Genomic DNA, 25,849 nt, shown 5'->3' with positions numbered 1-25,849 from the left:
GATGATCCGGCGGGAGGGCTGTGTCTCACGAACCGCGTTCGCTTACTTCTTGTTGCGACGCTGAACGCGCGTGCGCTTGAGCAGCTTGCGGTGCTTCTTCTTGGCCATCCGCTTGCGCCGCTTCTTGATAACAGAGCCCACGACTACCCTCGCTCACTTCTTCTCACTCGGTGCGGGGCGTCTGGGCCCACACGACCTACGTCGGCCTAGCCTACCTGCCGCCGAGTGAGGGACGTAATCCGAGGGGAACGCGTGGCTCCCTCAGGCCGTCTCCACCCCCACGAAGGACTCGCGGAGATACTCGTGAACTGCTTGCTCCGGCACCCGGAAGGACCTGCCCACCCGGATCGCCGGCAGATGACCGCTGTGCACCAAGCGGTACACGGTCATCTTGGACACTCGCATCACCGAGGCGACTTCCGCCACGGTCAGGAACTTGACCTCGTTGAGAGGCCTGTCACTCCCAGCAGTCATGACCCACCTGTACCTTCCGCACCGAACGCGCACCGGCTTCCCCTCCGGTGACTCAACGTCGCTGTGCGCTCACTCCCCAGACTAGGGGCGGGTGGTGCGAGTGGGGAAGAGGAGCCCCGACCGGCCGCCTACTGTGACAGACACGCTCGATTGAGTACATAGCGAGTAAGCGGCCGGTAGTAATCCGACCGCACGCCGTCATCAACCGGAACGGCCACCGCCACTCGCCCCTCGGCCTCGCCGACGAACAGCGCCGGGTCGTCGGTGTCGGCCAGGCCCACCGCTTCAATGCCCAGCTGACCTGCCCCGCAGACCCATCCGTGGTCCCCGATCACAAGATCGGGAACTCGCCCCGAAGCCCCCGCCGCGGCCCCCAGGGCCAGCCGAACCGGGAGCGGGGAATGGCTGTGCGCGCCGGTCTCGTTCCCGGCGACCCGTGCGCCGGGTTCCCGCACCAACGCGACTCCCCGTACGTAGTCAAGGTTGTACGTGCGTACGCCGAACCGGGTCGTTATGTCGACAGAGCTACCCTGCGCCGGGGTGAGGACAGGGCATCCCGCCGCCGACAAAGCGTCCGCGAGGGCGGCGTAGAAACCGAGCAGGCGGTGCGGATGCCCCGTGCCGATGAGCACCGCGCCGCGTCGAGCGGCCACGGCGCCGAGCCGCGCCGCGAACGCGTCGAGCCCCGCCAGGGTCCGCTCGGGATCAATGACATCGGGCCCGCTCACATGCCCCGGGTCGTCGCTCACCCCGCACTTGTCCGCCATGAGCCGCAGCAAGTCCCGCTCGCCCCAGCCCCATTCGGGGTCGAGGCCCAGCGTGACGCGTGGGTCCCGCGCCGCGAACAGCCGGTAGCTGCGCAGGCTTTCCTCGCGCGGGGTGGCCACCGGCCCCGCCAGTCTGGCCGCCAGAAGGTGCGCCCGCAGCGCCCCGATGCTCACCACCCCACGATGCTCCCGCACCCCCCACCCGCTCGGGCCAATTCCCGCCCGCCACCCCACACTTGGCCTAACGCCCGACCCGGATGGGCCGGAACCCCGACTATTTGGCACCGCCCATCACAGGCAACCCCAGCCCCAGAGGCCCGGCCCCGGCGCCCCCTTGCGGCAGCAACCCCCTACGGCAGCAACCCCCGCAGAGGAAACGCCGCGCGCCGCGTCGCGAGCACCGCCTGGTCGAGCCGGTCCGCCGGGTCATACCCCTCGTCCCACCCCCGCCAGGACACCGCCCGCCCATCAGTCATCCGCCCCGGCCCCAACTCCCGTGTACGCGCGAATACTTCGTCCCGCCAGGACGAAGGAATCACCGACGCGGGATCGACGGGCGCATGCGCGGCGATGCCCACCAGATGCGTCCAGGACCGCGGCACCACGTCCACCACCGCGTACCCCCCGCCCCCGAGCGCGACCCATTTCGCCCCCTCGACGTACTCGTGCGCCAGGGAGTGGCAGGCCGCCTGCACCTCCCGTTGCGCGTCCAGCGAGACCGCCAGATGCGCCAGCGGATCCTCGAAGTGCGTGTCGGCCCCGTGCTGTGTGACCAGCACCTGCGGCCGGAAGTCGGCGACGAGCTCCGGCACCACCGCGTGGAACGCCCGCAGCCACCCCGCGTCCCCCGTCCCGGCCGGCAGCGCGAGATTGACCGCGGAGCCCTCGCCGGGCCCGTCCGCCCCGGTCTCCTCGGGCCACCCCGTCCCGGGGAACAGCAGGCGGGGATGCTCGTGCAGCGAGACCGTCAGGACCCGGGGGTCCTCCCAGAACGCCGCCTGCACCCCGTCCCCGTGGTGCACATCGACATCGACGTACGCGACTCGCTCGACGCCGAGCTCAAGAAGGCGCGCGATCGCGAGCGCCGCGTCGTTGTAGACGCAGAACCCGGCCGCCCCGCCCGGCATCGCGTGGTGGAGCCCGCCCGCGAAGTTGACCGCGTGGGAGGCCTCACCCGCCCACACCGCCTCGGCCGCCGCCACCGACTGGCCCGCGATCAGCGCGGACGCCTCGTGCATCCCCGCGAACGCGGGATCGTCCACCGTCCCGAGCCCGTAGGAGGTGTCGGCGGCACGCGGGTCGGCCGAAGCGGCCCGTACCGCGTCGATGTAGTCCTGCCGGTGCACCAGCCGCAGCGTGGAGTCCCCCGCCGCCCGCCCGGCCACGACATCGACCTGCCGGTCGAGACCGTACGCCCGCACCAGACCCATGGTCAGCGCGAGCCGTACCGGATCCATCGGGTGGCTGGACCCGAAGTCGTAACGCGTGACAGCTTCATCCCACATCAACAGTGCGCGGCCGCTCATGCCCGCCACCGTATCGGGCGCCCGCCGAGCCGAACGAACGGGCGTACACGAGCGTGAGCAGCACCAACGCCATCGGCACGAGCATCGCCCCGCGATAGCTCCAGGCGTCGCCCAGCGCCCCCACGAGCGGCGAGCCGACGAGGAACCCCACGTAGTTGAAGATGTTCAGCCGGGCGACCGCCGCGTCGCTGCTGTCCGGAAACAGCCGCCCCGCCGCGGCGAACGTCTGCGGCACGATCACGCAGAGCCCGAACCCGAGCAGCGTGAACCCGGCCATGCCCACCCAGGGCCCGGGCGCCACCGCCACCACCCCGAACCCGGCCGCCGCCAGCACCGTCCCGAACCGCACCACGGCCGCCGCCCCGAACCGCCGCACCCCGAAGTCCCCCGCAGTGCGCCCGAGCAGCGTGGTCACCATGTAGACGTTGTACGGAACGGTCGACAGCTGCTCGGAACTGCCCAGTGTGTCCTGGAGGTACTTGGCACTCCAGTTGGAGACGGTCGAGTCCCCGATGTACGCGAAGCTCATCACCAGGCACAGCGGCAGCAGCAACCGGAAGACGACCGGCTTGGCCCCGACCGCGCCCGGTCCCACCGCGCCGGCGGCCCGCTCCCCGTCCACGTACCACCGGCTGACCACCAGACACACCGGCACCAGCGCGGCCACGACCGGCAGATACGAGGCGAGCAGCGACAGATGCCAGTGCGCCCCCGCCCACGCCAGCGAGGCACCCCCGATCCCGCCGAGGCTGTACGACGCGTGGAACCCGAGCATGATGCTGCGCCCGTACGTGCGCTGGAGGCTGACCCCCAGCATGTTCATGGACGCGTCGAGCGCCCCCACCGAGAGCCCGAATGCGCCGAGCGACAGCGCGGCCTGCCACATCCGCCCGCCCGCACCGGCCCCGAGCAGCGCCAGGAGCACGGCGGGCTGCGCGAACCGCAGCACCACACTGGGCCGGACTCGCCTGACCAGCTGCTCGGTGCAGACGCTGCCGGCGCCGGCGAGGATGGGCACGGCCGCGAGGAAGACGGGCAGCAGCCCGTCGGACATCCCGTACTGGTCCTGGATCGCCGGTATCCGGGTCACCAGGAGGGCAAAGGCCATCCCCTGGGCGAAGAAGCTCACCGCCAGGGACGCCCTGCCGTGCCGCAGGCGCGCGTCTGTCATGGCCGCACAGCCTAGGGCCGTCACCTACCCCTGGGTAGATGGATCACCCGAGCAATCCGAGCAGCTGCCCCATGTCGTCGAAGTACCCATTGGCCCCGGCAAGCCGCTCGGCCGGCGTCATCGCCGTGAACCCGTACACGTCCATCCCCGCCGCCCGCGCCGCTTCCACCCCCAGCCGGCTGTCCTCGATGACGACACACCGCTCGGGCGCGACGCCCATGCGCTCGGCCGCGTGCAGGAACAGGTCCGGCGCCGGCTTGCCCCGGCCTACGTCCTCGGCGGAGAACACCCACTCGTCCTCGAACCACTCGTCCAGCCCGGTCCTGAGGTGCCCCACCCTGATCCGCTCATGCGTCCCGGACGAGGCGACGCAGTACGGCACCCCGTCCGCCACGAGCTTTCCGAGTACGTCCGTGACGCCCGCGACCGGCTGCAATTCCCGCTCGAACGCGGCGAAGATCCGGGCGTGCAGGGTCTCGTCGAAATCCGCCGGCAGGGAGCGACCGGTCCGCTCCTCGATGAGGTCGTGGACGCGGTGGACAGCGGCGCCCATGTAGTCGCGGAGGGAATCCTCGTACGAGGTCGCGTGGCCGAGCTCGGTGAGATAGCCGGAGAGGATGGTGTTGGAGATGGGCTCACTGTCGACGAGCACGCCGTCGTTGTCGAAGATGATGAGGTCGTAGCGCATGGTTCGACCTTAAACGCAGAAAAGCCCCGCACCGGGACCCTGAAGGGTCTGGTGCGGGGCTTTCCCCAAAATTTGTTCGGCGGCGTCCTACTCTCCCACAGGGTCCCCCCTGCAGTACCATCGGCGCTGAAAGGCTTAGCTTCCGGGTTCGGAATGTAACCGGGCGTTTCCCTAACGCTATGACCACCGAAACACTATGAAGTTGAACTCGACCGGCACACACCCCAGAGGGCATGCGGGAGTTCATTGCTTCAGAACAAACACAGTGGACGCGAGCAACTGAGGACAAGCCCTCGGCCTATTAGTACCAGTCAGCTCCACCCGTTACCGGGCTTCCACATCTGGCCTATCAACCCAGTCGTCTACTGGGAGCCTTACCCTCTCAAGGAGGTGGGAACACTCATCTCGAAGCAGGCTTCCCGCTTAGATGCTTTCAGCGGTTATCCTTTCCGAACGTAGCCAACCAGCCATGCCCTTGGCAGGACAACTGGCACACCAGAGGTTCGTCCGTCCCGGTCCTCTCGTACTAGGGACAGCCCTTCTCAATGTTCCTGCGCGCGCAGCGGATAGGGACCGAACTGTCTCACGACGTTCTAAACCCAGCTCGCGTACCGCTTTAATGGGCGAACAGCCCAACCCTTGGGACCGACTCCAGCCCCAGGATGCGACGAGCCGACATCGAGGTGCCAAACCATCCCGTCGATATGGACTCTTGGGGAAGATCAGCCTGTTATCCCCGGGGTACCTTTTATCCGTTGAGCGACGGCGCTTCCACAAGCCACCGCCGGATCACTAGTCCCGACTTTCGTCCCTGCTCGACCCGTCGGTCTCACAGTCAAGCTCCCTTGTGCACTTACACTCAACACCTGATTGCCAACCAGGCTGAGGGAACCTTTGGGCGCCTCCGTTACTCTTTAGGAGGCAACCGCCCCAGTTAAACTACCCATCAGACACTGTCCCTGATCCGGATCACGGACCGAGGTTAGACATCCAGCACGACCAGAGTGGTATTTCAACGACGACTCCACAACCACTGGCGTGGCCGCTTCAAAGTCTCCCACCTATCCTACACAAGCCGAACCGAACACCAATATCAAACTGTAGTAAAGGTCCCGGGGTCTTTCCGTCCTGCTGCGCGAAACGAGCATCTTTACTCGTAGTGCAATTTCACCGGGCCTATGGTTGAGACAGTCGAGAAGTCGTTACGCCATTCGTGCAGGTCGGAACTTACCCGACAAGGAATTTCGCTACCTTAGGATGGTTATAGTTACCACCGCCGTTTACTGGCGCTTAAGTTCTCAGCTTCGCAACCCCGAAAGGTCACTAACCGGTCCCCTTAACGTTCCAGCACCGGGCAGGCGTCAGTCCGTATACATCGCCTTACGGCTTCGCACGGACCTGTGTTTTTAGTAAACAGTCGCTTCTCGCTGGTCTCTGCGGCCACCCCCAGCTCAGAGAGTAAATCTCATCACCGGTGATGGCCCCCCTTCTCCCGAAGTTACGGGGGCATTTTGCCGAGTTCCTTAACCATAGTTCACCCGAACGCCTCGGTATTCTCTACCTGACCACCTGAGTCGGTTTAGGGTACGGGCCGCCATGAAACTCGCTAGAGGCTTTTCTCGACAGCATAGGATCATCCACTTCACCACAATCGGCTCGGCATCAGGTCTCAGACTATGTGTGCGACGGATTTGCCTACCGCACGTCCTACACCCTTACCCCGGGACAACCACCGCCCGGGCTGGACTACCTTCCTGCGTCACCCCATCGCTTACCTACTACCACCTTGGGTCAGCGGCTCCACCACTCCCCTCAACTCCGAAGAGATCAGGGCGGCTTCACGGCCTTAGCATTAATGGATTCGATACTGGGCGTTTCAAAGCGGGTACCGGAATATCAACCGGTTGTCCATCGACTACGCCTGTCGGCCTCGCCTTAGGTCCCGACTTACCCTGGGCAGATCAGCTTGACCCAGGAACCCTTAGTCAATCGGCGCACACGTTTCTCACGTGTGTATCGCTACTCATGCCTGCATTCTCACTCGTGAACCGTCCACCACTAGCTTCCGCTGCGGCTTCACCCGGCACACGACGCTCCCCTACCCATCCCAGCAGGCGTTGGCCCTATATGCTGGAATGACACGACTTCGGCGGTACGCTTGAGCCCCGCTACATTGTCGGCGCGGAATCACTTGACCAGTGAGCTATTACGCACTCTTTCAAGGGTGGCTGCTTCTAAGCCAACCTCCTGGTTGTCTCTGCGACTCCACATCCTTTCCCACTTAGCGTACGCTTAGGGGCCTTAGTCGATGCTCTGGGCTGTTTCCCTCTCGACCATGGAGCTTATCCCCCACAGTCTCACTGCCGCGCTCTCACTTACCGGCATTCGGAGTTTGGCTAAGGTCAGTAACCCGGTAGGGCCCATCGCCTATCCAGTGCTCTACCTCCGGCAAGAAACACACGACGCTGCACCTAAATGCATTTCGGGGAGAACCAGCTATCACGGAGTTTGATTGGCCTTTCACCCCTAACCACAGGTCATCCCCCAGGTTTTCAACCCTGGTGGGTTCGGTCCTCCACGACCTCTTACAGCCGCTTCAACCTGCCCATGGCTAGATCACTCCGCTTCGGGTCTAGAGCGTGCAACTCAATCGCCCTATTCGGACTCGCTTTCGCTACGGCTTCCCCACACGGGTTAACCTCGCTACACACCGCTAACTCGCAGGCTCATTCTTCAAAAGGCACGCAGTCACGACTGTATGTGCAAGCACATACAGCGACGCTCCCACGGCTTGTAGGCACACGGTTTCAGGTACTATTTCACTCCGCTCCCGCGGTACTTTTCACCATTCCCTCACGGTACTATCCGCTATCGGTCACCAGGGAATATTTAGGCTTAGCGGGTGGTCCCGCCAGATTCACACGGGATTTCTCGGGCCCCGTGCTACTTGGGTGTCTCTCAAACGAGCCGTTGATGTTTCAGCTACGGGGGTCTTACCCTCTACGCCGGACCTTTCGCATGTCCTTCGCCTACACCAACGGTTTCTGACTCGCCTCACAGCCGGCAGACTGTGAAAGAGAGATCCCACAACCCCGCATGCGCAACCCCTGCCGGGTATCACACGCATACGGTTTGGCCTCATCCGGTTTCGCTCGCCACTACTCCCGGAATCACGGTTGTTTTCTCTTCCTGAGGGTACTGAGATGTTTCACTTCCCCTCGTTCCCTCCACATACCCTATGTGTTCAGGTATGGGTGACAGCCCATGACGACTGCCGGGTTTCCCCATTCGGAAACCCCCGGATCAAAGCCTGGTTGACGGCTCCCCGGGGACTATCGTGGCCTCCCACGTCCTTCATCGGTTCCTGGTGCCAAGGCATCCACCGTGCGCCCTTAAAAACTTGGCCACAGATGCTCGCGTCCACTGTGCAGTTCTCAAACAACGACCAACCACCCATCACCCCACCAGAACCTGGTGAGTGCACTGGGGCCGGCGACCGAAGACCAGCGGGCAAAAAGCCCGTGCCTTCAGATACCCAACAGCGTGCCCGGCCCTCCCCATCGCCCCGTGTCGCGTTCCACGCTCCGAAGAGCAGTACTAGCGGCCCGAGTCGACCGGAAGTGCCGAATAGTCAACGTTCCACCCATGAGCTGACCGTGCAGAACATGTGTCTGCAATCGGTACTGTGCTCCTTAGAAAGGAGGTGATCCAGCCGCACCTTCCGGTACGGCTACCTTGTTACGACTTCGTCCCAATCGCCAGTCCCACCTTCGACAGCTCCCTCCCACAAGGGGTTGGGCCACCGGCTTCGGGTGTTACCGACTTTCGTGACGTGACGGGCGGTGTGTACAAGGCCCGGGAACGTATTCACCGCAGCAATGCTGATCTGCGATTACTAGCAACTCCGACTTCATGGGGTCGAGTTGCAGACCCCAATCCGAACTGAGACCGGCTTTTTGAGATTCGCTCCGCCTCACGGCATCGCAGCTCTTTGTACCGGCCATTGTAGCACGTGTGCAGCCCAAGACATAAGGGGCATGATGACTTGACGTCGTCCCCACCTTCCTCCGAGTTGACCCCGGCAGTCTCCTGTGAGTCCCCATCACCCCGAAGGGCATGCTGGCAACACAGAACAAGGGTTGCGCTCGTTGCGGGACTTAACCCAACATCTCACGACACGAGCTGACGACAGCCATGCACCACCTGTATACCGACCACAAGGGGGCGACTATCTCTAGCCGTTTCCGGTATATGTCAAGCCTTGGTAAGGTTCTTCGCGTTGCGTCGAATTAAGCCACATGCTCCGCTGCTTGTGCGGGCCCCCGTCAATTCCTTTGAGTTTTAGCCTTGCGGCCGTACTCCCCAGGCGGGGAACTTAATGCGTTAGCTGCGGCACCGACGACGTGGAATGTCGCCAACACCTAGTTCCCAACGTTTACGGCGTGGACTACCAGGGTATCTAATCCTGTTCGCTCCCCACGCTTTCGCTCCTCAGCGTCAGTAATGGCCCAGAGATCCGCCTTCGCCACCGGTGTTCCTCCTGATATCTGCGCATTTCACCGCTACACCAGGAATTCCGATCTCCCCTACCACACTCTAGCTAGCCCGTATCGAATGCAGACCCGGGGTTAAGCCCCGGGCTTTCACATCCGACGTGACAAGCCGCCTACGAGCTCTTTACGCCCAATAATTCCGGACAACGCTTGCGCCCTACGTATTACCGCGGCTGCTGGCACGTAGTTAGCCGGCGCTTCTTCTGCAGGTACCGTCACTTTCGCTTCTTCCCTGCTGAAAGAGGTTTACAACCCGAAGGCCGTCATCCCTCACGCGGCGTCGCTGCATCAGGCTTTCGCCCATTGTGCAATATTCCCCACTGCTGCCTCCCGTAGGAGTCTGGGCCGTGTCTCAGTCCCAGTGTGGCCGGTCGCCCTCTCAGGCCGGCTACCCGTCGTCGCCTTGGTAGGCCATCACCCCACCAACAAGCTGATAGGCCGCGGGCTCATCCTTCACCGCCGGAGCTTTTAACCCCTCAAGATGCCCTGAGGAGTGTTATCCGGTATTAGACCCCGTTTCCAGGGCTTGTCCCAGAGTGAAGGGCAGATTGCCCACGTGTTACTCACCCGTTCGCCACTAATCCACCCCGAAGGGCTTCATCGTTCGACTTGCATGTGTTAAGCACGCCGCCAGCGTTCGTCCTGAGCCAGGATCAAACTCTCCATGAATGTTTACCCGTAATCGGGTGCACACATCACGTAAGAGCGGGACGGAACCACCGGAATAAGGCGGCCCGTCCACAGCGTCCTCGCTGTGTCATTGCCTGACGACCACGAGGGTCGGCAGGACTTTTCAAAGGAACCTCGTCCCACCGAAGTGGAGACGGGGTTGTCAATCTGGCGTTGACTTTTGGCACGCTGTTGAGTTCTCAAGGAACGGACGCTTCCTTTGTACTCACCCTCTCGGGCTTTCCTCCGGGCGCTTCCCTTCGGTATTTCGTGTTTCCGACTCTATCAGACTCTTTCGTGTCCGATTTCCTCGGTGCCTTTCAGGTCCTCCCTCACGGGTTTCCCTTTCCGGCAGCTCCGACTCTATCAGATCCTTTCGGGCCCGATTCCCGGTCTCCCGGGGTCAAGTCGGCTTGTCTTCCCGGCTGTTGGGCCGTTCCGACGAGTGAGACATTAGCGGAATCCTGGCCCCCGACGCCAATCGGGGCGCGTCCTCGAACGCGGATTCCTCATTTCGCAAAAGCGCACGAAAAATGAGACGACGAGGTGTCGTTCATGAGAAGTGGTTGGTGCGGAATGGCTGTCCGGGGACCGACCGGGGTCGGCGCTCACGTCGGACAACTCGGAGAACATTACGTACCGGGGATGGCCGTGTCAACCCTCGGCCAGGCCCCGCCCGAGGGCCATGGGCCCCTGCCGGGACAGCTGCCCCGCGCGGCGCTGACCTCGGGCTTTGGCCGGGTGGGGCGCGCGGGGCCCGGACGTCAGCCGGTGCCGGAGGCCAGCTCGCGGCTGCGGTCGCGGGCGGCCTCCAGGGCGGCGATCAGGGCGGCCCGTACACCGTGGTTCTCCAGTTCGCGGATCGCGCTGATCGTCGTGCCCGCCGGGGACATGACGGCCTCCCGGAGCTTCACGGGATGCTCGCCGCTGTCGCGGAGCATCACGGCCGCTCCGATCGCGGACTGCACGATCAGGTCGTACGCCTGGGCACGGGGCAGGCCGAGGAGGATGCCGGCGTCCGTCATCGCCTCGACCAGGTAGTAGAAGTACGCCGGGCCCGAGCCGGAGAGGGCGGTCGCCGCGTCCTGCTGGGATTCCGGTACGCGCAGAGTTTTGCCGACGCCGCCGAAGATCTCCTCCGTATGGGCGAGGTGGTCCTGGGTCGCGTGGCTGCCGCCGCTGATCACGGACATGCCCTCGTCCACCAGGACCGGGGTGTTCGGCATGACGCGGACGACCGGAGTGCCGGAGGCGAGGCGGGCCTCGATGAACGAGCTGGGGATGCCCGCCGCCGCGCTGACCACCAGGCGGTCGCTCGCCAAGTGAGGGGCGAGTTCGTCCAGGAGGCTGCCCATGTCCTGGGGCTTCACGGCGAGGATCAGGGTGTCGGCGCGCTGGGCGGCCTCGGCGTTGGTGACCGCGTCGACGCCGTAGCGGGTGTGGAGTTCCTTGGCGCGTTCCGGGCGGCGGGCGGTCACGAGGAGGTGTGCCGGGTGCCAGCCGGCCCGGATCATTCCGCTGAGCAGAGCCTCGCCGATCTTGCCGGTGCCGAGGACTGCGACGGTCTGGGTCATGCGGTCACCCTCCAGGTGGTGCGGGGTTCGTGACGTCATCCTCGCACCGGGGCGGTGGGGCAGGCGGGGGCGTCCGAAGGGCGGTATGGGTGGCTCTTCTTCGGTCAGGCCTGGGGGCGTTCAGTTCAGGGCCAGGCGCAGATGCACCACGTACCGCTCCTCGACCATGCCGTCCGGGAACAGCTCGCTCAGCAGGGCCCGCTCCCTGGTCATGAACGCGTTCGTCCGCTCCTCGCCGAGGACCAGGAACGCCGAGTGGCTGCCCAGGTTCGCCAGGTGGGTGGCGAGCGGGACCGTGCGGGAGTGCGGGATGCGGCGTTCCGTGAAGGTCAGGCCAGGGAGGTCGACCCAGGGGTGCTCGCCGCGTTCGGTGGGGCCGCTGCCGTTCCCGGCGGCGACCGCGCGCTGCTCCGCCGAGACGTCGACGCCGAGGTGGTCCCGGATGCGGGCGTCCTGGTCGGCGAGCCACGGCGCCGTGTGGTCGGTGATGTTCCACCAGAGGGCGAGCGCGCCGCCGGGGCGCAGCACGCGACGGGCCTCCGGGGCCGCCTTCGCCGGGTCGGTCCAGTGCCAGGCCTGGGCGTAGGTGAGGAAGTCGGCGGACGCGGTGGCCAGGGGGAGGCGGTCGCCGTCGCCGCGCACGAGGGGGATGCCGGGGTGGCTCGCGCGGAACTGGGCGGCCATGCCCCCGCCCGGCTCCACCGCCGTGACCCGCGCGCCCCGGGCGTGCAGCAGGGCGCTCGCGATGCCGGTGCCTGCCCCGATGTCGGCGACCCGGGCGTCCTTCAAGGGACGCCCGGCCAGTTCCTCCAGGGTGTCCAGGAGGAGCTGGGGGTAGGAGGGGCGGTTCGCGGCGTACTGGGCCGCCGCGGCGTTGAAGGAGTGGGCGCGGGTGGGCGGCGCGGGAGACGTCATGGGGCCGAGTCTGCCGCGCGGGGTGCGGGCGGCGGGCATATTTTCGCCGCGTGCGTCCTGCATTCGCGCGACTGCTCCCGCGACCGCTCCCTCTCCCGCCCGCTTTCGCCCCCGTCCCGCCCGATTTCGCTCCGTTTTCGCGTGCCTCCGGTTCCGCATTACTTCCGCTTCCGCGGCACTTCCGCTTCCCCGTTACTTCCGCTTCCGCGGCACTTCCGCTTCCGCGTTACTTCCGCTTCGGCTTCTTGCGGGTCGACGGGTTGCCGGTCCGGGTGGCGCGGCGGCGCTCGTACTGGGCGCGGGAGGTCTCGTACTCCGCGCGGCGCAGGCCCTCGCCCGGGGCCTCGGTGAAGGTGCGGAAGAAGTAGGCGAGCAGGGAGCCGATGAAGCCGATCGCCTTGAGACCCTGGAGGGAGCGGTCCGCGTCCGGGTCGGCGGGGCGGGCGGAGAAGCCCTCCCACGTCTTGCGGAAGGCCAGCGCGCTACAGATCGCGAACATCACCACGACCAGGACGTTCACGAACGTGCCGGTGTCGGCGAGTTGCAGCCCCTCGTAGGCGAAGCGCAGTACGAAGCACGCCGCCACCGCCGCCGCGAGCGAGCCGGCCGCCGTGCCGATCCGGCGCAGTCCGTATCCGCCGTCGTGGTCGACCCAGGTCGTGCCGTAGAAACGGATGGGCTCGGGCCGGGGACCCGCGGCTCCCGCCCCGGCGTCCCCGCCCCGCTTGCCGGCGTCGGCGCTCTCGCCCGTGTGCTCGCTCATGCTGCCGATTATCCCCGGGCGCTCCCTGGCCGGGCGCACCCCGCGCCCCGGGCGGGATCCAGGATGCTAGCCGCAGCGCTGCGCCACGTAGCCGTCACTGCCCGTCTTCACATACGCGTCCGAGACGTAGCGGCCGTTGCCGATGTTGTCCCAGATGTTCGAGGTGCCGTACGGGCCGGAGACGCGCGTGCCCGGCGTCTGGCAGTTCACCGGGACCGAGGCGCCCAGGTCCAGGGTGTCGACGATCGTGTAGTCCGTGCCGGGGCCGCTGCGTACATTCAGTTCGACGCCCGGGGCCACCGGGTAGCGGCGCGCCCCCAGCGACGCCGAGGCAGTGTTTTCGGCCGATTCCGCGGTCATGGTTGTCTCCCCCATTGGCTTCACTCTGTGTGCAACACGCAGGCTAGCAAGCCCCATCGGGACCACACCCGTCATCGACTAGGCTCCGTCGACGCGTGCGTACAACGGACACACGGGGGTCGGCCATGGCGTCGCCGCGCAGTATCGGGTTCGGGGCGCCCGGCGCCGATGATCCGGAATCCGTCGGGGCGTACCGGCTGGAATCCGTCCTCGGCTCCGGGGGCATGGGCGTGGTGCATCTGGCCACGTCTCCCTCCGGCATGCGGCTCGCCGTCAAGGTCGTACACGCCCAGCACGCCGCCGATCCGGAATTCCGGGCGCGGTTCCGCCAGGAGGTGTCGGCGGCCCGGCGGGTCAGCGGCGCCTTCACCGCGTCCGTCGTGGACGCCGACCCCGACGCCGAGCGGCCCTGGATGGCCACCGTGCACATTCCGGGGCCCACGCTCGCCCAACGGGTCAAGGACAGCGGCCCGTTGCCGGCCACCGAGGTACGCCGGCTCGGTGCCGGGCTCGCCGAGGCGCTGCGCGACATCCACCGGGCCGGGGTCGTGCACCGCGACCTGAAGCCCAGCAATGTGCTGCTCGCGGCCGACGGGCCCAAGGTCATCGACTTCGGGATCTCGCGTCCGTACGACAGTGATCTGCGGACCGAGACCGGCAAGTTGATCGGCACTCCGCCGTTCATGGCGCCCGAGCAGTTCCAGCGACCTCGGGATGTCGGGCCCGCCGCCGACGTGTTCGCGATGGGCGCGGTGCTCGTGCACGCCGCGACCGGCCGGGGGCCCTTCGACTCCGAGTCGCATTACATCGTCGCCTATCAAGTGGTGCACAACGAGCCGGACTTGGCCGGGGTGCCCGAGGATCTGGTGTCCGTCCTGCGCGGCTGTCTCGCCAAGGAACCCGGCGACCGGCCCACCCCGGACGAGCTGATGTCGGCGCTGCGGTCGGCGGCGTACGGCTCCGAGGCGTCCATCCCCACCCAGGTGTTCCGCAATCCCGTTCCGTCGGAGGGCGGGGGCGGGGGCGGGGGTGAGCGTGGAGGCGGGGGTGGTGGCGTGGGTGATGGCGGGGGCGGAACCGGCGTCGAGGGGGCCGGCGCGTTTGCGGCGGCCGCCCCCGGCTCGTCCGGACGCGTCCGGTCCAGAGGGATCCTGTCCGGCGGCGTCCTGTCCGGCGGCGTCCCCTTTTCCGGCCGGTTCCCCGGCCGGTTCCCCCGCCGCGCGCGCTGGGCCGCCGCGTCGATCGCGCTCGTCGGTGTGCTCGGCGCGGGCGCGGCCGCCGTCCGCGCGATGCCCGACGGCACGGGGACGCTGGCCGCGCCCGAACAGCACGACGCGGCCCGGTTCCGTCCCTGGCAGACCCGGCTGGAGCCGGGCGGTGCCGGCGACGGCGAGGACCGTACGGCGTTCTGCTCGGGCGGCGAGGGCGGTGGGGGCGGCGGCGCGCTGTTCTGCTCCGCGCCCGGGGTCGCGCTGGCCCGGCTCGATGCCGTCAGCGGGAAGGCGGTGTGGTCGGTGCCGGGGGCGGGCGGCCGGTCCCTTTCGGACGAGTACGCCCCGGCGGTGGCGGGCGGCGTCGTGCTGGCGCGGGCCCCGCGTCAGCCGTTGCGCGCGTACGACGCGGCGACCGGCAAGCAGGTGTGGTCCTTCGACGTGTCGGCGTACTCGGGGGTGCGTCCCGCGGGCGCGGTCGTGCTGCTCACCACGGCGGACGGGCACATCACCGCACTCAACTCCCTCACAGGCAAGGAGAAATGGCGCGCCCCGGCGGGCGGCGCGCGGTCCCAGTGGGTGGTGTCGGGGGACGGTGGCGTTGCCTATGCCGTGACGCCTTCCGCCGACGGCGCCTCGACGTCGGTGACCGCTGTCGATCCCGCGACCGGTGCCGTGCGCGGGCAGGCCCGGGCGCAGGGTCGGCTGCGGCCCGTCTCGGCGAGCGGCGGTGCGGTGTTCCTGCTGGCGACCGACGCCGGCGGCTTCACCACGGCCGTCGTGCGCCTCGACGCCGCCACGCACTCCGTCCGGCGCACCGCGCTGACGACCCCGCTCGACCAGGCGCAGGCAGGCGTCGACCAGGACACCGTCTATCTCTTCGGCGCGGGCGGGACGCTGGTGGCGGTCGACTCGGTGCGCGGCGGCGAGGCGTGGCGGCTCGACACGGGACTGGCCCGCGCGTCGCGGCCGGTCGCCTCGGGGGGCCGGGTGTATCTGACGGGTGCGGACGGACGGCTGCTCGTCTTCGACGCGCACAAGGGCGCGCTGGCCGGGCAGACCAACCCCCGGATGAACATGGGCCGTTACACCTTCACCCCGGCGCTCGCCGCGCCGCTCGCGGCCGGGGGCCGGGTGTACGCCACCTCTCCCGACGGGTCGGTCTTCGCGGTCGATCCGGGGGATGTGGGGAGTTGGTGACGCCCCGACGGAGATGACGCCCCGTCAGGACCGATCCTGACGGGCGTCATGTTCAGGTGCGCGGCAAGCGGCGGCGTCAGCCCAGCTTGGACACGTCGCGGACCGCGCCGCGGTCGGCGCTGGTGGCCATCGCGGCGTAGGCGCGCAGCGCGGCGGACACCTTGCGCTCGCGGTTCTTCGGGGCGTACACCCCGTTCAGCGCCTCACGTCGGCTCGCCAATTCGGCCTCGGGGACCAGGAGTTCGATCGTACGGTTGGGGATGTCGATCCGGACGCGGTCGCCGTCCTCGACGAGCGCGATGGTGCCGCCGGACGCGGCCTCGGGCGAGGCGTGGCCGATGGACAGGCCCGAGGTGCCGCCGGAGAAGCGGCCGTCGGTGACCAGCGCGCAGGTCTTGCCGAGGCCACGGCCCTTGAGGAACGACGTCGGGTACAGCATCTCCTGCATGCCGGGGCCGCCCTTGGGACCCTCGTAACGGATCACCACGACATCGCCGTGCGTGATCTGCTTCGTGAGGATCTTGTCGACGGCTTCTTCCTGCGACTCGCAGACGACGGCCGGGCCCTCGAAGGTCCAGATCGACTCGTCGACGCCGGCCGTCTTCACGACGCAGCCGTCCTCGGCGAGGTTGCCGCGCAGGACCGCGAGGCCGCCGTCCTTGCTGTACGCGTGCGCCGCGTCGCGGATGCAGCCTTCGGCGGCGTCGGTGTCCAGGGTGTCCCAGCGCTCGGACTGCGAGAAGGCGGTCGCCGAGCGGACGCAGCCGGGGGCCGCGTGCCACAGTTCGACGGCCTCGGGGGACGGGGAGCCTCCCCGCACGTCCCAGGCGTCCAGCCATTCCTTGATGGAGCGGGAGTGGACGGTGTGGACGTCCTCGTTGAGCAGGCCCGCGCGGTACAGCTCGCCGAGGATGGCGGGGATGCCGCCGGCGCGGTGCACGTCCTCCATGTAGTACGTACGGTTCTTGGCGACGTTCGGGGCGACCTTGGCCAGGCAGGGGACGCGGCGGCTGACGGCGTCCATGTCGCTCAGGCCGTAGTCGAGGTCGGCCTCCTGGGCGGCGGCCAGCAGGTGCAGGATCGTGTTGGTGGAGCCGCCCATCGCGATGTCCAGCGCCATGGCGTTCTCGAACGCGGCGCGGGTGGCGATGGAGCGGGGCAGGACGGAGTGGTCGTCCTGCTCGTAGTGGCGCTTGGTGATCTCGACGACCGTGCGGGCGGCGTTCTCGTACAGGGCGCGGCGGGCGGTGTGGGTGGCCAGGACCGAACCGTTGCCGGGGAGGCTCAGGCCGATCGCCTCGGTCAGGCAGTTCATGGAGTTGGCCGTGAACATGCCGGAACAGGAGCCGCAGGTCGGGCAGGCGTTCTCCTCGATACGGAGGATGTCCGCGTCGGAGATCTTGTCGTTGACCGCGTCCGAGATGGCGTCGACCAGGTCGAGCGTACGGACCGTGCCGTCGACCAGGGTCGCCTTGCCGGACTCCATCGGGCCGCCGGAGACGAAGACGGTGGGGATGTTGAGGCGCAGGGCTGCCATCAGCATGCCCGGGGTGATCTTGTCGCAGTTGGAGATGCAGATCAGGGCGTCGGCGCAGTGGGCTTCGACCATGTACTCCACGCTGTCCGCGATGAGGTCGCGGGAGGGGAGGCTGTAGAGCATGCCGCCGTGGCCCATCGCGATGCCGTCGTCCACGGCGATGGTGTTGAACTCGCGGGGCACGGCGCCGGCCTTCTGGATCGCCTCGGAGACGATCCTTCCCACGGGGGCGAGGTGGGTGTGGCCCGGCACGAACTCGGTGAAGCTGTTCGCCACGGCGATGATCGGCTTGCCGATGTCCTCGCTCGCTACACCGGAGGCTCGCATCAGGGCGCGAGCGCCTGCCATGTTGCGGCCGTGGGTGACTGTGCGGGACCTCAGCTCGGGCATCGTCGCTCGTCTCCTAGGTATGAGGGTGCTCTGGTGCTCTGGTGTGAGCCTACGCCGGGCTCCAGGATCTGGACGGGTTGTCCGGATGGCGGGACGGGGGGTTCGGCATGTGGCCCCACTGGCGGGGCGCGGGGGCGCGGGGGCGGGGCCGCTGGGGCTCCGCCCCAGACCCCGGTTCTTGGCCCCTCCCCGCCCCTTCCCCAAACCCTCCGGGGGAGAGGGAGGGATCGGGGTTGCCCGTCACCTGCGGGCCGGCTCGTGGCTGGGCGCGCAGTTCCTCGCGCCCCTTGACCACTCGGCGCGGGCCCGGGTGGCGCGGAGTCAGGGGATCAGGTTGCCCCCTGCCTGCGGGCCGGCTCGTGGCTCGGCGCGCAGTTCCTCGCGCCCCTTGACCACTCGGCGCGGGCCCGGGTGGCGCGGAGTCAGGGGATCAGGTTGCCCCCTGCCTGCGGGCCGGCTCGTGGCTCGGCGCGCAGTTCCTCGCGCCCCCGAGTATCCGGGGCCGGCCCGTGCGGGGTAGGTCAGGTTCGGTGGGCCGGTGCCGAGGCCAGGTGTAGGCGGGTGAAGGCCAGGGCCTCCGACAGGTCGGCCTCGCGTTCGGCGGCGGACATGGCGCGGCGCGTGTTGACCTCGATGACGACGTGTCCGTCGAAGCCGGTCAGGGCCAGCCGCTCCAGCAGTTCCGCGCAGGGCTGGGTGCCGCGGCCCGGCACCAGGTGCTCGTCCTTGGCCGAGCCGCGCCCGTCCGCGAGGTGGACGTGGGCGAGCCGGTCGCCCATGCGGTCGACCATGGCCATCGCGTCGGTACGGGAGGTCGCGGCGTGCGACAGGTCGACGGTGAAGTGCCGGTAGTCGTCCTTCGTCACGTCCCAGTCGGGTGCGTACGCGAGCATTTCGCGGTCCCGGTAGCGCCACGGGTACATGTTCTCAACGGCGAATCTGACGTCCGTCTCGTCGTGCATCCGCCAGATCCCGTTGACGAAGTCGCGAGAGTACTGACGCTGCCAGCGGAAGGGCGGGTGGACCACCACCGCCGACGCGCCCAGCTTCTCCGCCGCCGCCCTCGCCCTCTGGAGCTTCACCCAGGGATCGGTGGACCAGACCCGCTGGGTGATCAGCAGACACGGCGCGTGGACGGCCAGGATCGGCACCCGGTGATAGTCGGAGAGCCGCCGCAGGGCTTCGATGTCCTGGCTGACGGGGTCGGTCCAGACCATGACCTCGACGCCGTCGTAGCCCAGGCGTGCGGCGATCTCGAAGGCCGTCGCTGTCGACTCCGGATAGACCGACGCCGTGGACAGGGCGACCTTCGCATCCGGGATGCGCACCACTGGTTCTGCCACGCAGACAGCGTACGGGCCCCCGCCGCCGGGAGGGGAGGCGGTCCTGCGAGACCGACGAACGTCACACTCGCCGGTAACTCCGGGCCCGGCCCGCCCCGTGCTCGGGCAGCCCCCCGCTCACCCCGCCGGCAGATGGTCCAGGTGCCGCAGGATCACGCCCTCGCGCAGCGCCCAGGGGCAGACCTCCAGTTCGTCGACCGCGAACAGGTCCATCGCGCCCTCCGCCACCAGCGCCCCCGCGAGCAGCTGCGGCGCCCGGCCCACCGAGACTCCGGGGAGCCTGGCGCGCTGCTCGCTGGTCATGGCGGCGAGCTTGGGCACCCACTCCTCGAGGGAGGCCCGGCTCAGGGTCCGCTGCACATAGGCGCCCTCGCTGGAACGCGCGGCCCCCGCGATCCGCGCGAGCTGCTTGAACGTCTTGGACGTGGCGACCACGTGGTCGGGGCGACCCGAGCGAGCGAACTCCCCCACCGTGCCGGCGATTTGAGCCCGTACGTGCCGGCGAAGGGCCCGCACGTCGGCGGGGTCGGGCGGGTCGCCGGGCAGCCAGCCGCCGGTCAGCCGCCCCGCGCCGAGCGGCAGCGAGACCGCCGCGTCGGGCTCCTCGTCGATGCCGTACGCCACTTCGAGCGAGCCCCCGCCGATGTCGAGCAGCAGCAGCTTCCCGGCCGACCAGCCGTACCAGCGGCGCGCCGCGAGGAAGGTGAGCCGCGCCTCCTCCTCGCCGGACAGCACGCCCAGATCCACGCCGGTCTCCTCGCGGACGCGGGCGGTGACGAGGTCGGCGTTGCTGGCCTCGCGCACGGCGGAGGTCGCGAAGGGGAGCAGTTCCTGGACGCCCTTGTCCTCGGCGGCGAGCAGGGCCTCGCCGATCGTGGCGACGAGCCGGTCGATGCCCTCGGGTCCGATGGCGCCGCCCTCGTCGAGGAGTTCGGCCAGGCGCAGCTCGGCCTTGTGCGAGTGCGCGGGCAGCGGCGCGGCACCGGCGTGCGCGTCCACCACCAGCAGATGAACCGTGTTCGACCCCACATCGAGGACTCCGAGTCTCATGGACCGAACGCTACTGCGCCTGCACGGACGCCCTCGGACATACGCTTGAGGGGTGCCAGAGACGAAAAAGGCGAAGCCGGGCAAAGCCAAAGCCCCGAAGAACCCCGCGAAGCTGTCGCGGGGCGAGCAGATGAGGGCCCAGGACGAGCAGGGACTGGACTTCCCGCGTGCCTGGGTCGAATTCCCCGACCCCGCCGACGACGAGCAGGTCTTCCGCTGCGACCTGACGTGGCTCACCTCACGGTGGACCTGCGTCTTCGGCAGCGGCTGCCAGGGCATCGAGGCGGGCCGGGCCGACGACGGCTGCTGCACGCTCGGCGCCCACTTCTCCGACGAGGACGACGAGAAGCGCGTGGCCGGGCATGTGGCGCGGCTCACTCCCGAGCTGTGGCAGTTCCACGGCATCGGCACCGAGACGGGCTGGATCCAGACCGACGAGGACGGCGACCGCCAGACCCGCCGCTGGCAGGGCTCGTGCATCTTCCAGAACCGGCCGGGGTTCGCGGGCGGCATGGGCTGCTCGCTGCACATCCTCGCCCTCAAGGAGGGCAAGGAGCCGCTGGAGACCAAGCCGGACGTCTGCTGGCAGCTGCCGGTGCGCAGGACGTACGACTGGATCGAGCGGCCCGACGACACCAAGGTGCTCCAGGTCTCCATCGGCGAGTACGACCGGCGCGGCTGGGGTCCCGGCGGTCACGACCTGCACTGGTGGTGCACGTCGGCGACGTCGGCCCATGGCGCGGGCGAGCCGGTGTACGTCACGTACCGCCCGGAGCTGACCGAGCTGATGGGCCCTGCGGCGTACGCCGTCCTGGTCGAGCAGTGCGAGGCGCGGCTCGCCTCGCAGCTTCCGCTGGTCGCGCCGCACCCGGCTGACCCCAAGCGGTAACTCCCGTTCGAGGCAGGCCCGTTCAGCTGCTCGGTGTGGCTGACGGCGGGGTCTGGGTGGGGGTGGCCGAGGGCGGAGCCTTGGTGGGGGTGGGGGTGGGGCTCGGTGGTGTCGCGGTCGGCGTGGGGGTCGGGCTGCCCGTCCCTGTGGGGTGGGTGGGGGGCGCGCTGGATCCGGGCGGGCCGGGGTGGCCGGTGCTGCCCGGGTCGCCGGGGCCGCCCGGGTCGGGCGAGGACGGTGTCACGACGGGCGTGCCGTCGCCGCTGATGCGGACCGTCGCGCCCGTGGGGGCCACTTCGACCCGCGCCGACCAGGCGTGGTGCGGTTCGCTGCCGCGATCGACGCGGATGTAGACGGTGACGGTTGCGCCCGGGGCCAGCCTGCCCGCGCTCTGGCTGAACACGAGCCAGCCCGCCCGGGCGCGCAGCGACCAGTCGACCGGCGCGCCGCCCGTCGAGGTCAGGGTCAGGACGGTGGTGTCGCCCGCCGAACTCGCCGCGACCGCGAGTCTGGCCGGGCCATCGGGGGCGGTGGTGGGGCTGATGACCTCGACCGAGACGTCGGGGGTGCGGCTGCCGGCGGTGAAGCGGGTGTCGGGGGCGTTGCGCGCGTTGCCCGCGTTCTCGTAGCGGTCGGCGGGGCGGCCGGTGAGCCCGGCGGGGTTGTCGGCCTCGCTGGCGGTGACCTTCGCGCCGCCCTCCGGTTCGCCGGTCGAGGGGGCGCCCCGGTAGGCGGCCCAGAGCGCGAAGACGGGGGCCGCGACGACGGTCGCTACGACGGTGGTGGTCACCGCCCGCGCCCGCAGCCGGTCGCGCCGGGCGGCCCGGTCCTTGGGGTCCATCGGGAACCCGGCGCGGTCGAAGCGCGGGGCGCCGCCGCGCGCCCGTGGCACGTGCAGCATCGCGGCCTGTGCGGCGGCCCTGGGCGCCTCGGCCAGCGGCAGCGCGGCCGGCGTGACCGTCGAGCCGGGCCAGGGTCCGTCGGCGCCCGCGCGTTCGGCGGCGCGGCGGCAGCGGGGGCAGTCGTCGACGTGGCGCACCAGTTCGCGGCGGAGCGCGGCCGACAGCAACACCTCGTGGTCCCCGGTGAGTTGGGCGACGGCGGGGCAGCCGCCCATCTCGACGACGGCGAGGGCGGCCCGGGTCCGCTCGACCTCGCAGGCGCCCGCCGCGAGCAGTTCGCGCGCGGCCGGGTAGTTCATGCCGAGCACCGAGGCGACCTCGCGGGCGCCGAGCTGGTGGCGGACCGCGAGTTCCAGTGCTTCTCGCTGCTCGGGCGTGGTGCCGGCCGCCTCGGGCCAGGCGAGCAGGGCCAGTTCACGGCGGCGGCGCTCCCGCTCCTGCTCGGGGACCTCCACGGCCGGCGTCTCCTCGGTGGTGCGGCCGGTGTGGGCGCCCTGCCGATTGCGCCTGCGCTCTGTGAGCTTGCGCAGACAGGCCCAGCGGGCGAGCGCGTACAGCCACGCCCGGCGCTCGGCCTCGCCCGCCGGGCAACGCGCGTACTGGCGCTCGGAGACGGCCAGCAGGTCACCGAGGGCGGCGGTCGCCTCGTCGTGGTCGCACAGGACAGAGAGGCAGTACGTGAACAGACCGTCGAGGTAGGCCTCGTACCGCGCGGGCGGGCGCTGGGCCAACGTACGGGGCGCACGGCGCTGCGCCCGGTTTGCGCCGGTGTTGTGCGCTGGTTGATCCAGTCTGCTGCTCGTCACGCGTGCGACCGTAGGGGCAGCATGAAGGGTTCTTCGTACCGGTTGAGCACTTTTAATCCTTACGGGTGAACGTATCCCTCAAAAGGGGACAGGAATCGGGAATTCCGCAGCATTTGGCGGCAGATCCCTCACGCAGGGCGCAAACGAGCGCAGGCGGGCGGGGTGACGCTCCCCCGGCCCGTGCGACGGCCCCCGCGGCCGCCCCGGCTGCGTTGGCTGCGTTGGCTGCGTTGGCTGCGTTGGCTGCGTTGGCTGCGTTGGCTGCGTTGTCAGTGGGTCCCTATACGGTGACGCCATGGCTGCCCGTACGAAATCCGCGAAGGACCGGCCGTCCTACCGCTGCACCGAATGCGGCTGGACCACCGCCAAGTGGCTCGGCCGTTGCCCCGAGTGCCAGGCGTGGGGGACGGTCGAGGAGTACGGCGCGCCCGCGGTGCGCACCACGGCGGCCGGCCGGGTCTCCACGGCCGCGCTCCCCATCGGACAGGTGGACGGCCGCCAGGCGACCGCACGCAGCACCGGTGTGGACGAGCTCGACCGGGTGCTCGGCGGCGGTCTCGTGCCCGGCGCGGTCGTGCTGCTCGCGGGCGAGCCCGGCGTCGGCAAGTCCACGCTGCTGCTTGACGTGGCGGCCAAGGCGGCGAGCGAGGACCACCGCACGCTCTACATCACGGGCGAGGAGTCGGCGAGCCAGGTCAGGATGCGCGCCGACCGCATCAAGGCCATCGACGACCACCTCTATCTGGCCGCCGAGACCGACCTGTCCGCCGTGCTCGGCCACCTCGACGCGGTCAAGCCCTCCCTGCTCGTGCTCGACTCCGTGCAGACCGTCGCCTCACCCGAGATCGATGGCGCGCCCGGCGGGATGGCCCAGGTCCGCGAGGTCGCGGGCGCGCTGATCCGCGCCTCCAAGGAGCGCGGCATGTCCACGCTCCTGGTCGGCCATGTCACCAAGGACGGCGCGATCGCGGGCCCCCGCCTGCTGGAGCACCTGGTGGACGTGGTGCTGTCCTTCGAAGGCGACCGGCACGCGCGCCTGCGTCTGGTGCGGGGGGTCAAGAACCGCTACGGCGCGACGGACGAGGTCGGCTGCTTCGAGCTGCACGACGAGGGCATCATCGGACTCGCCGACCCCAGCGGCCTGTTCCTGACCCGGCGCGACGTGGCGGTGCCGGGCACCTGTCTGACCGTCACCCTGGAAGGCCGGCGCCCGCTGGTCGCCGAGGTGCAGGCGCTCACAGTCGACTCCCAGATCCCCTCACCGCGCCGCACGACCTCGGGTCTTGAGACTTCACGCGTCTCGATGATGCTGGCCGTGCTCGAACAGCGCGGCCGCATCACCGCGCTCGGCAAGCGCGACATCTACAGCGCGACGGTGGGCGGGGTGAAGCTCTCCGAGCCCGCCGCCGACCTCGCGATCGCGCTGGCGCTGGCGTCGGCCGCGAGCGACACCCCGCTGCCGAAGAATCTGGTCGCGATCGGCGAGGTGGGCCTCGCGGGCGAGGTCAGAAGGGTCACCGGCGTCCAGCGCAGACTGGCCGAGGCGCACCGGCTCGGCTTCACGCACGCCCTGGTGCCGAGCGACCCGGGCAGGGTCCCCGCCGGTATGAAGGTCACGGAAGTCGCCGACATGGGGGACGCGCTGCGGGTGCTCCCCCGTGGACGTCGCGCACAGGCCCCACGGGAGGAGTAGCCGCGCCGGTAGACTTTGCCCTGGTCTCGCCCGTCCGTACGAGCAGTACGCGAGCAGTACGCGCCGTATGAGCAACACCGGAGGAGTGCAGTGGCAGCCAACGACCGGGCATCATCACCCGGAAAGTCCGGCGCGGGCTCCGGTAACGAAGGACTGATGCGCGCCGCGCTCAGTGCCGTCGCGCCCGGCACCGCGCTCCGCGACGGCCTGGAGCGCATCCTGCGCGGCAACACCGGCGGTCTCATCGTGCTCGGCCTCGACAAGACCGTCGACTCGATGTGCACGGGCGGTTTCGTCCTGGACGTCGAGTTCGCGGCGACGCGGCTGCGCGAGCTGTGCAAGCTCGATGGCGCGCTGGTCCTTGACAAGGACATCACCAAGATCCACCGGGCCGGTGTGCAGCTCGTGCCGGACGCGGACATCCCCACCGATGAGACCGGCACCCGGCACCGCACGGCGGACCGGGTCTCCAAGCAGTGCAACTACCCCGTGGTGTCGGTCAGCCAGTCCATGCGGCTGATCGCGCTGTACGTAAACGGGGAGCGCCGGGTCCTGGAGGAGTCGGCGGCGATCCTGTCCCGCGCGAACCAGGCGCTGGCGACCCTGGAGCGGTACAAGCTCCGCCTGGACGAGGTGGCCGGCACGCTCTCCGCGCTGGAGATCGAGGACCTGGTGACGGTCCGGGACGTGACGGCGGTGGCCCAGCGTCTGGAGATGGTGCGGCGCATCGCGACCGAGATCGCGGAGTACGTGGTGGAGCTCGGCACGGACGGGCGGCTGCTCTCGCTCCAGCTGGACGAACTGATCGCCGGGGTCGAGCCCGAGCGGGAGCTGGTCGTACGGGACTACGTGCCCGAGCCCACGCCCAAGCGGTCGCGGACGGTGGACGAGGCGCTGCGCGAGCTCAACGACCTCACGCACGCGGAACTGCTCGAACTGCCCATAGTTGCACGGGCGTTGGGCTACAGCGGCTCGCCCGAGACGCTGGACTCTGCGGTGTCCCCGCGGGGGTACCGGCTGCTCGCGAAGGTGCCGCGGCTGCCGGGGGCGATCATCGAGCGGCTGGTCGAGCACTTCGGGGGGTTGCAGAAGCTGCTGGCCGCGTCCGTGGACGATCTTCAGACCGTCGACGGGGTCGGGGAGGCGCGGGCCCGGAGCGTCCGGGAAGGCCTGTCCCGCCTGGCCGAATCCTCCATCCTGGAGCGCTACGTATAGCTCCGCAGGGGAGGCGCGCATTGACCACCCGGGCCAACACCAGCCCCGCCAGGGGCGCCGGGAACTGCGCGCCCAGCCACCCACGGCCCGCAGCCGGGACTCCTGGGGCTCCGCCCCAGACCCCGTTCGGCCTTAAGGGCCCCTCGTCCTCAA

General features: G+C 69.0%; 18 protein-coding genes and 3 rRNA genes. 4 read left to right on the top strand and 17 right to left on the bottom strand.

Annotated elements, in window-relative coordinates:
- Positions 1 to 42: 42 nt before the first annotated feature.
- The 13 genes from ABR738_RS23575 to ABR738_RS23515 form a co-directional block, all read right to left on the bottom strand.
- A complete protein-coding gene (locus ABR738_RS23575) occupies positions 43 to 141 on the bottom strand; it encodes a 30S ribosomal protein bS22 (protein ID WP_003948845.1) in 99 nt (32 codons plus the stop codon).
- Positions 142 to 261: 120 nt separating this feature from the next.
- Positions 262 to 474 (bottom strand): helix-turn-helix domain-containing protein, encoded by a 213-nt coding sequence (locus ABR738_RS23570; protein WP_162952545.1) that lies wholly within the window; start codon positions 472 to 474, stop codon positions 262 to 264.
- A 128-nt stretch (positions 475 to 602) separates the two neighbouring features.
- Positions 603 to 1,418, bottom strand: coding sequence for a phosphatase (locus ABR738_RS23565; protein WP_350231966.1), 816 nt, complete (start codon positions 1,416 to 1,418; stop codon positions 603 to 605).
- Between the two features lie 173 nt (positions 1,419 to 1,591).
- The gene (locus tag ABR738_RS23560; protein WP_350231965.1) at positions 1,592 to 2,767 is read right to left on the bottom strand and encodes an acetoin utilization protein AcuC; all 1,176 of its coding nucleotides are present in this window, start codon (positions 2,765 to 2,767) and stop codon (positions 1,592 to 1,594) included.
- Complete coding sequence (locus ABR738_RS23555; RefSeq protein ID WP_350231964.1) at positions 2,736 to 3,938, bottom strand: MFS transporter; 1,203 nt, start codon at positions 3,936 to 3,938, stop codon at positions 2,736 to 2,738. Before ABR738_RS23555 ends, ABR738_RS23560 begins: the two co-directional genes overlap by 32 nt.
- Positions 3,939 to 3,981: 43 nt before the next feature.
- Positions 3,982 to 4,626, bottom strand: coding sequence for an HAD family hydrolase (locus tag ABR738_RS23550; protein WP_350231963.1), 645 nt, complete (start codon positions 4,624 to 4,626; stop codon positions 3,982 to 3,984).
- 74 nt (positions 4,627 to 4,700) lie between these two features.
- Positions 4,701 to 4,817: ribosomal RNA gene (gene rrf, locus ABR738_RS23545) — 5S ribosomal RNA — on the bottom strand.
- Between the two features lie 90 nt (positions 4,818 to 4,907).
- Positions 4,908 to 8,032, bottom strand: a 23S ribosomal RNA gene (locus ABR738_RS23540).
- A 290-nt stretch (positions 8,033 to 8,322) separates the two neighbouring features.
- Positions 8,323 to 9,848, bottom strand: a 16S ribosomal RNA gene (locus tag ABR738_RS23535).
- Together the 16S, 23S and 5S rRNA genes form the textbook arrangement of a ribosomal RNA operon.
- 764 nt (positions 9,849 to 10,612) lie before the next feature.
- Complete coding sequence (proC, locus tag ABR738_RS23530; protein ID WP_350231962.1) at positions 10,613 to 11,422, bottom strand: pyrroline-5-carboxylate reductase; 810 nt, start codon at positions 11,420 to 11,422, stop codon at positions 10,613 to 10,615.
- Between the two features lie 120 nt (positions 11,423 to 11,542).
- Positions 11,543 to 12,337 carry a class I SAM-dependent methyltransferase gene (locus ABR738_RS23525; protein ID WP_350231961.1) on the bottom strand — a complete coding sequence of 265 codons (795 nt, stop codon included), beginning with the start codon at positions 12,335 to 12,337 and terminating at the stop codon, positions 11,543 to 11,545.
- A 226-nt stretch (positions 12,338 to 12,563) separates the two neighbouring features.
- Positions 12,564 to 13,100 carry a hypothetical protein gene (locus ABR738_RS23520; RefSeq protein WP_350231960.1) on the bottom strand — a complete coding sequence of 179 codons (537 nt, stop codon included), beginning with the start codon at positions 13,098 to 13,100 and terminating at the stop codon, positions 12,564 to 12,566.
- Positions 13,101 to 13,166: 66 nt separating this feature from the next.
- Positions 13,167 to 13,460 (bottom strand): peptidase, encoded by a 294-nt coding sequence (locus ABR738_RS23515; protein ID WP_350231959.1) that lies wholly within the window; start codon positions 13,458 to 13,460, stop codon positions 13,167 to 13,169.
- Positions 13,461 to 13,585: 125 nt separating this feature from the next.
- Here ABR738_RS23515 and ABR738_RS23510 point away from each other — a divergent pair, with 125 nt between their 5' ends.
- On the top strand, positions 13,586 to 15,871 hold the full coding sequence (locus ABR738_RS23510; protein WP_350231958.1) for a protein kinase domain-containing protein: 2,286 nt from the start codon (positions 13,586 to 13,588) through the stop codon (positions 15,869 to 15,871).
- A 76-nt stretch (positions 15,872 to 15,947) separates the two neighbouring features.
- Here the strand turns inward: ABR738_RS23510 and ilvD are convergent, their stop codons facing one another.
- The 3 genes from ilvD to ABR738_RS23495 all read right to left on the bottom strand — a co-directional run bounded on the left by ilvD (position 15,948) and on the right by ABR738_RS23495 (position 20,191).
- Entirely contained in the window at positions 15,948 to 17,798 is a 1,851-nt protein-coding gene (ilvD, locus tag ABR738_RS23505; protein WP_350231957.1) for a dihydroxy-acid dehydratase, read from the bottom strand.
- Positions 17,799 to 18,319: 521 nt separating this feature from the next.
- Complete coding sequence (locus ABR738_RS23500; RefSeq protein ID WP_350231956.1) at positions 18,320 to 19,141, bottom strand: sugar phosphate isomerase/epimerase family protein; 822 nt, start codon at positions 19,139 to 19,141, stop codon at positions 18,320 to 18,322.
- A gap of 117 nt (positions 19,142 to 19,258) precedes the next feature.
- A complete protein-coding gene (locus ABR738_RS23495; protein ID WP_350231955.1) occupies positions 19,259 to 20,191 on the bottom strand; it encodes a Ppx/GppA family phosphatase in 933 nt (310 codons plus the stop codon).
- 52 nt (positions 20,192 to 20,243) lie between these two features.
- On the opposite strand from ABR738_RS23495, the gene ABR738_RS23490 reads away from it, so the two are divergent.
- Positions 20,244 to 21,080: a DUF3109 family protein gene (locus ABR738_RS23490; protein ID WP_502964128.1), complete on the top strand. Its 837-nt coding sequence runs from the start codon at positions 20,244 to 20,246 to the stop codon at positions 21,078 to 21,080.
- A gap of 22 nt (positions 21,081 to 21,102) precedes the next feature.
- On the opposite strand, the gene ABR738_RS23485 is transcribed toward ABR738_RS23490, so the two are convergent.
- Positions 21,103 to 22,788, bottom strand: coding sequence for a BACON domain-containing protein (locus tag ABR738_RS23485; protein WP_350231954.1), 1,686 nt, complete (start codon positions 22,786 to 22,788; stop codon positions 21,103 to 21,105).
- Positions 22,789 to 23,083: 295 nt separating this feature from the next.
- Here ABR738_RS23485 and radA point away from each other — a divergent pair, with 295 nt between their 5' ends.
- Positions 23,084 to 24,481 carry a DNA repair protein RadA gene (radA, locus tag ABR738_RS23480; protein WP_350231953.1) on the top strand — a complete coding sequence of 466 codons (1,398 nt, stop codon included), beginning with the start codon at positions 23,084 to 23,086 and terminating at the stop codon, positions 24,479 to 24,481.
- Between the two features lie 90 nt (positions 24,482 to 24,571).
- Positions 24,572 to 25,696, top strand: coding sequence for a DNA integrity scanning diadenylate cyclase DisA (gene disA / locus ABR738_RS23475; RefSeq protein ID WP_350231952.1), 1,125 nt, complete (start codon positions 24,572 to 24,574; stop codon positions 25,694 to 25,696).
- Positions 25,697 to 25,849: the final 153 nt, after the last annotated feature.

This window comes from Streptomyces sp. Edi4 (assembly GCF_040253615.1).
Classification (GTDB): Bacteria; Actinomycetota; Actinomycetes; order Streptomycetales; family Streptomycetaceae; genus Streptomyces.
The sequence above is the reverse complement of the archived record's forward strand: the minus strand, read 5'-3'. Positions and strand labels throughout refer to the sequence as shown.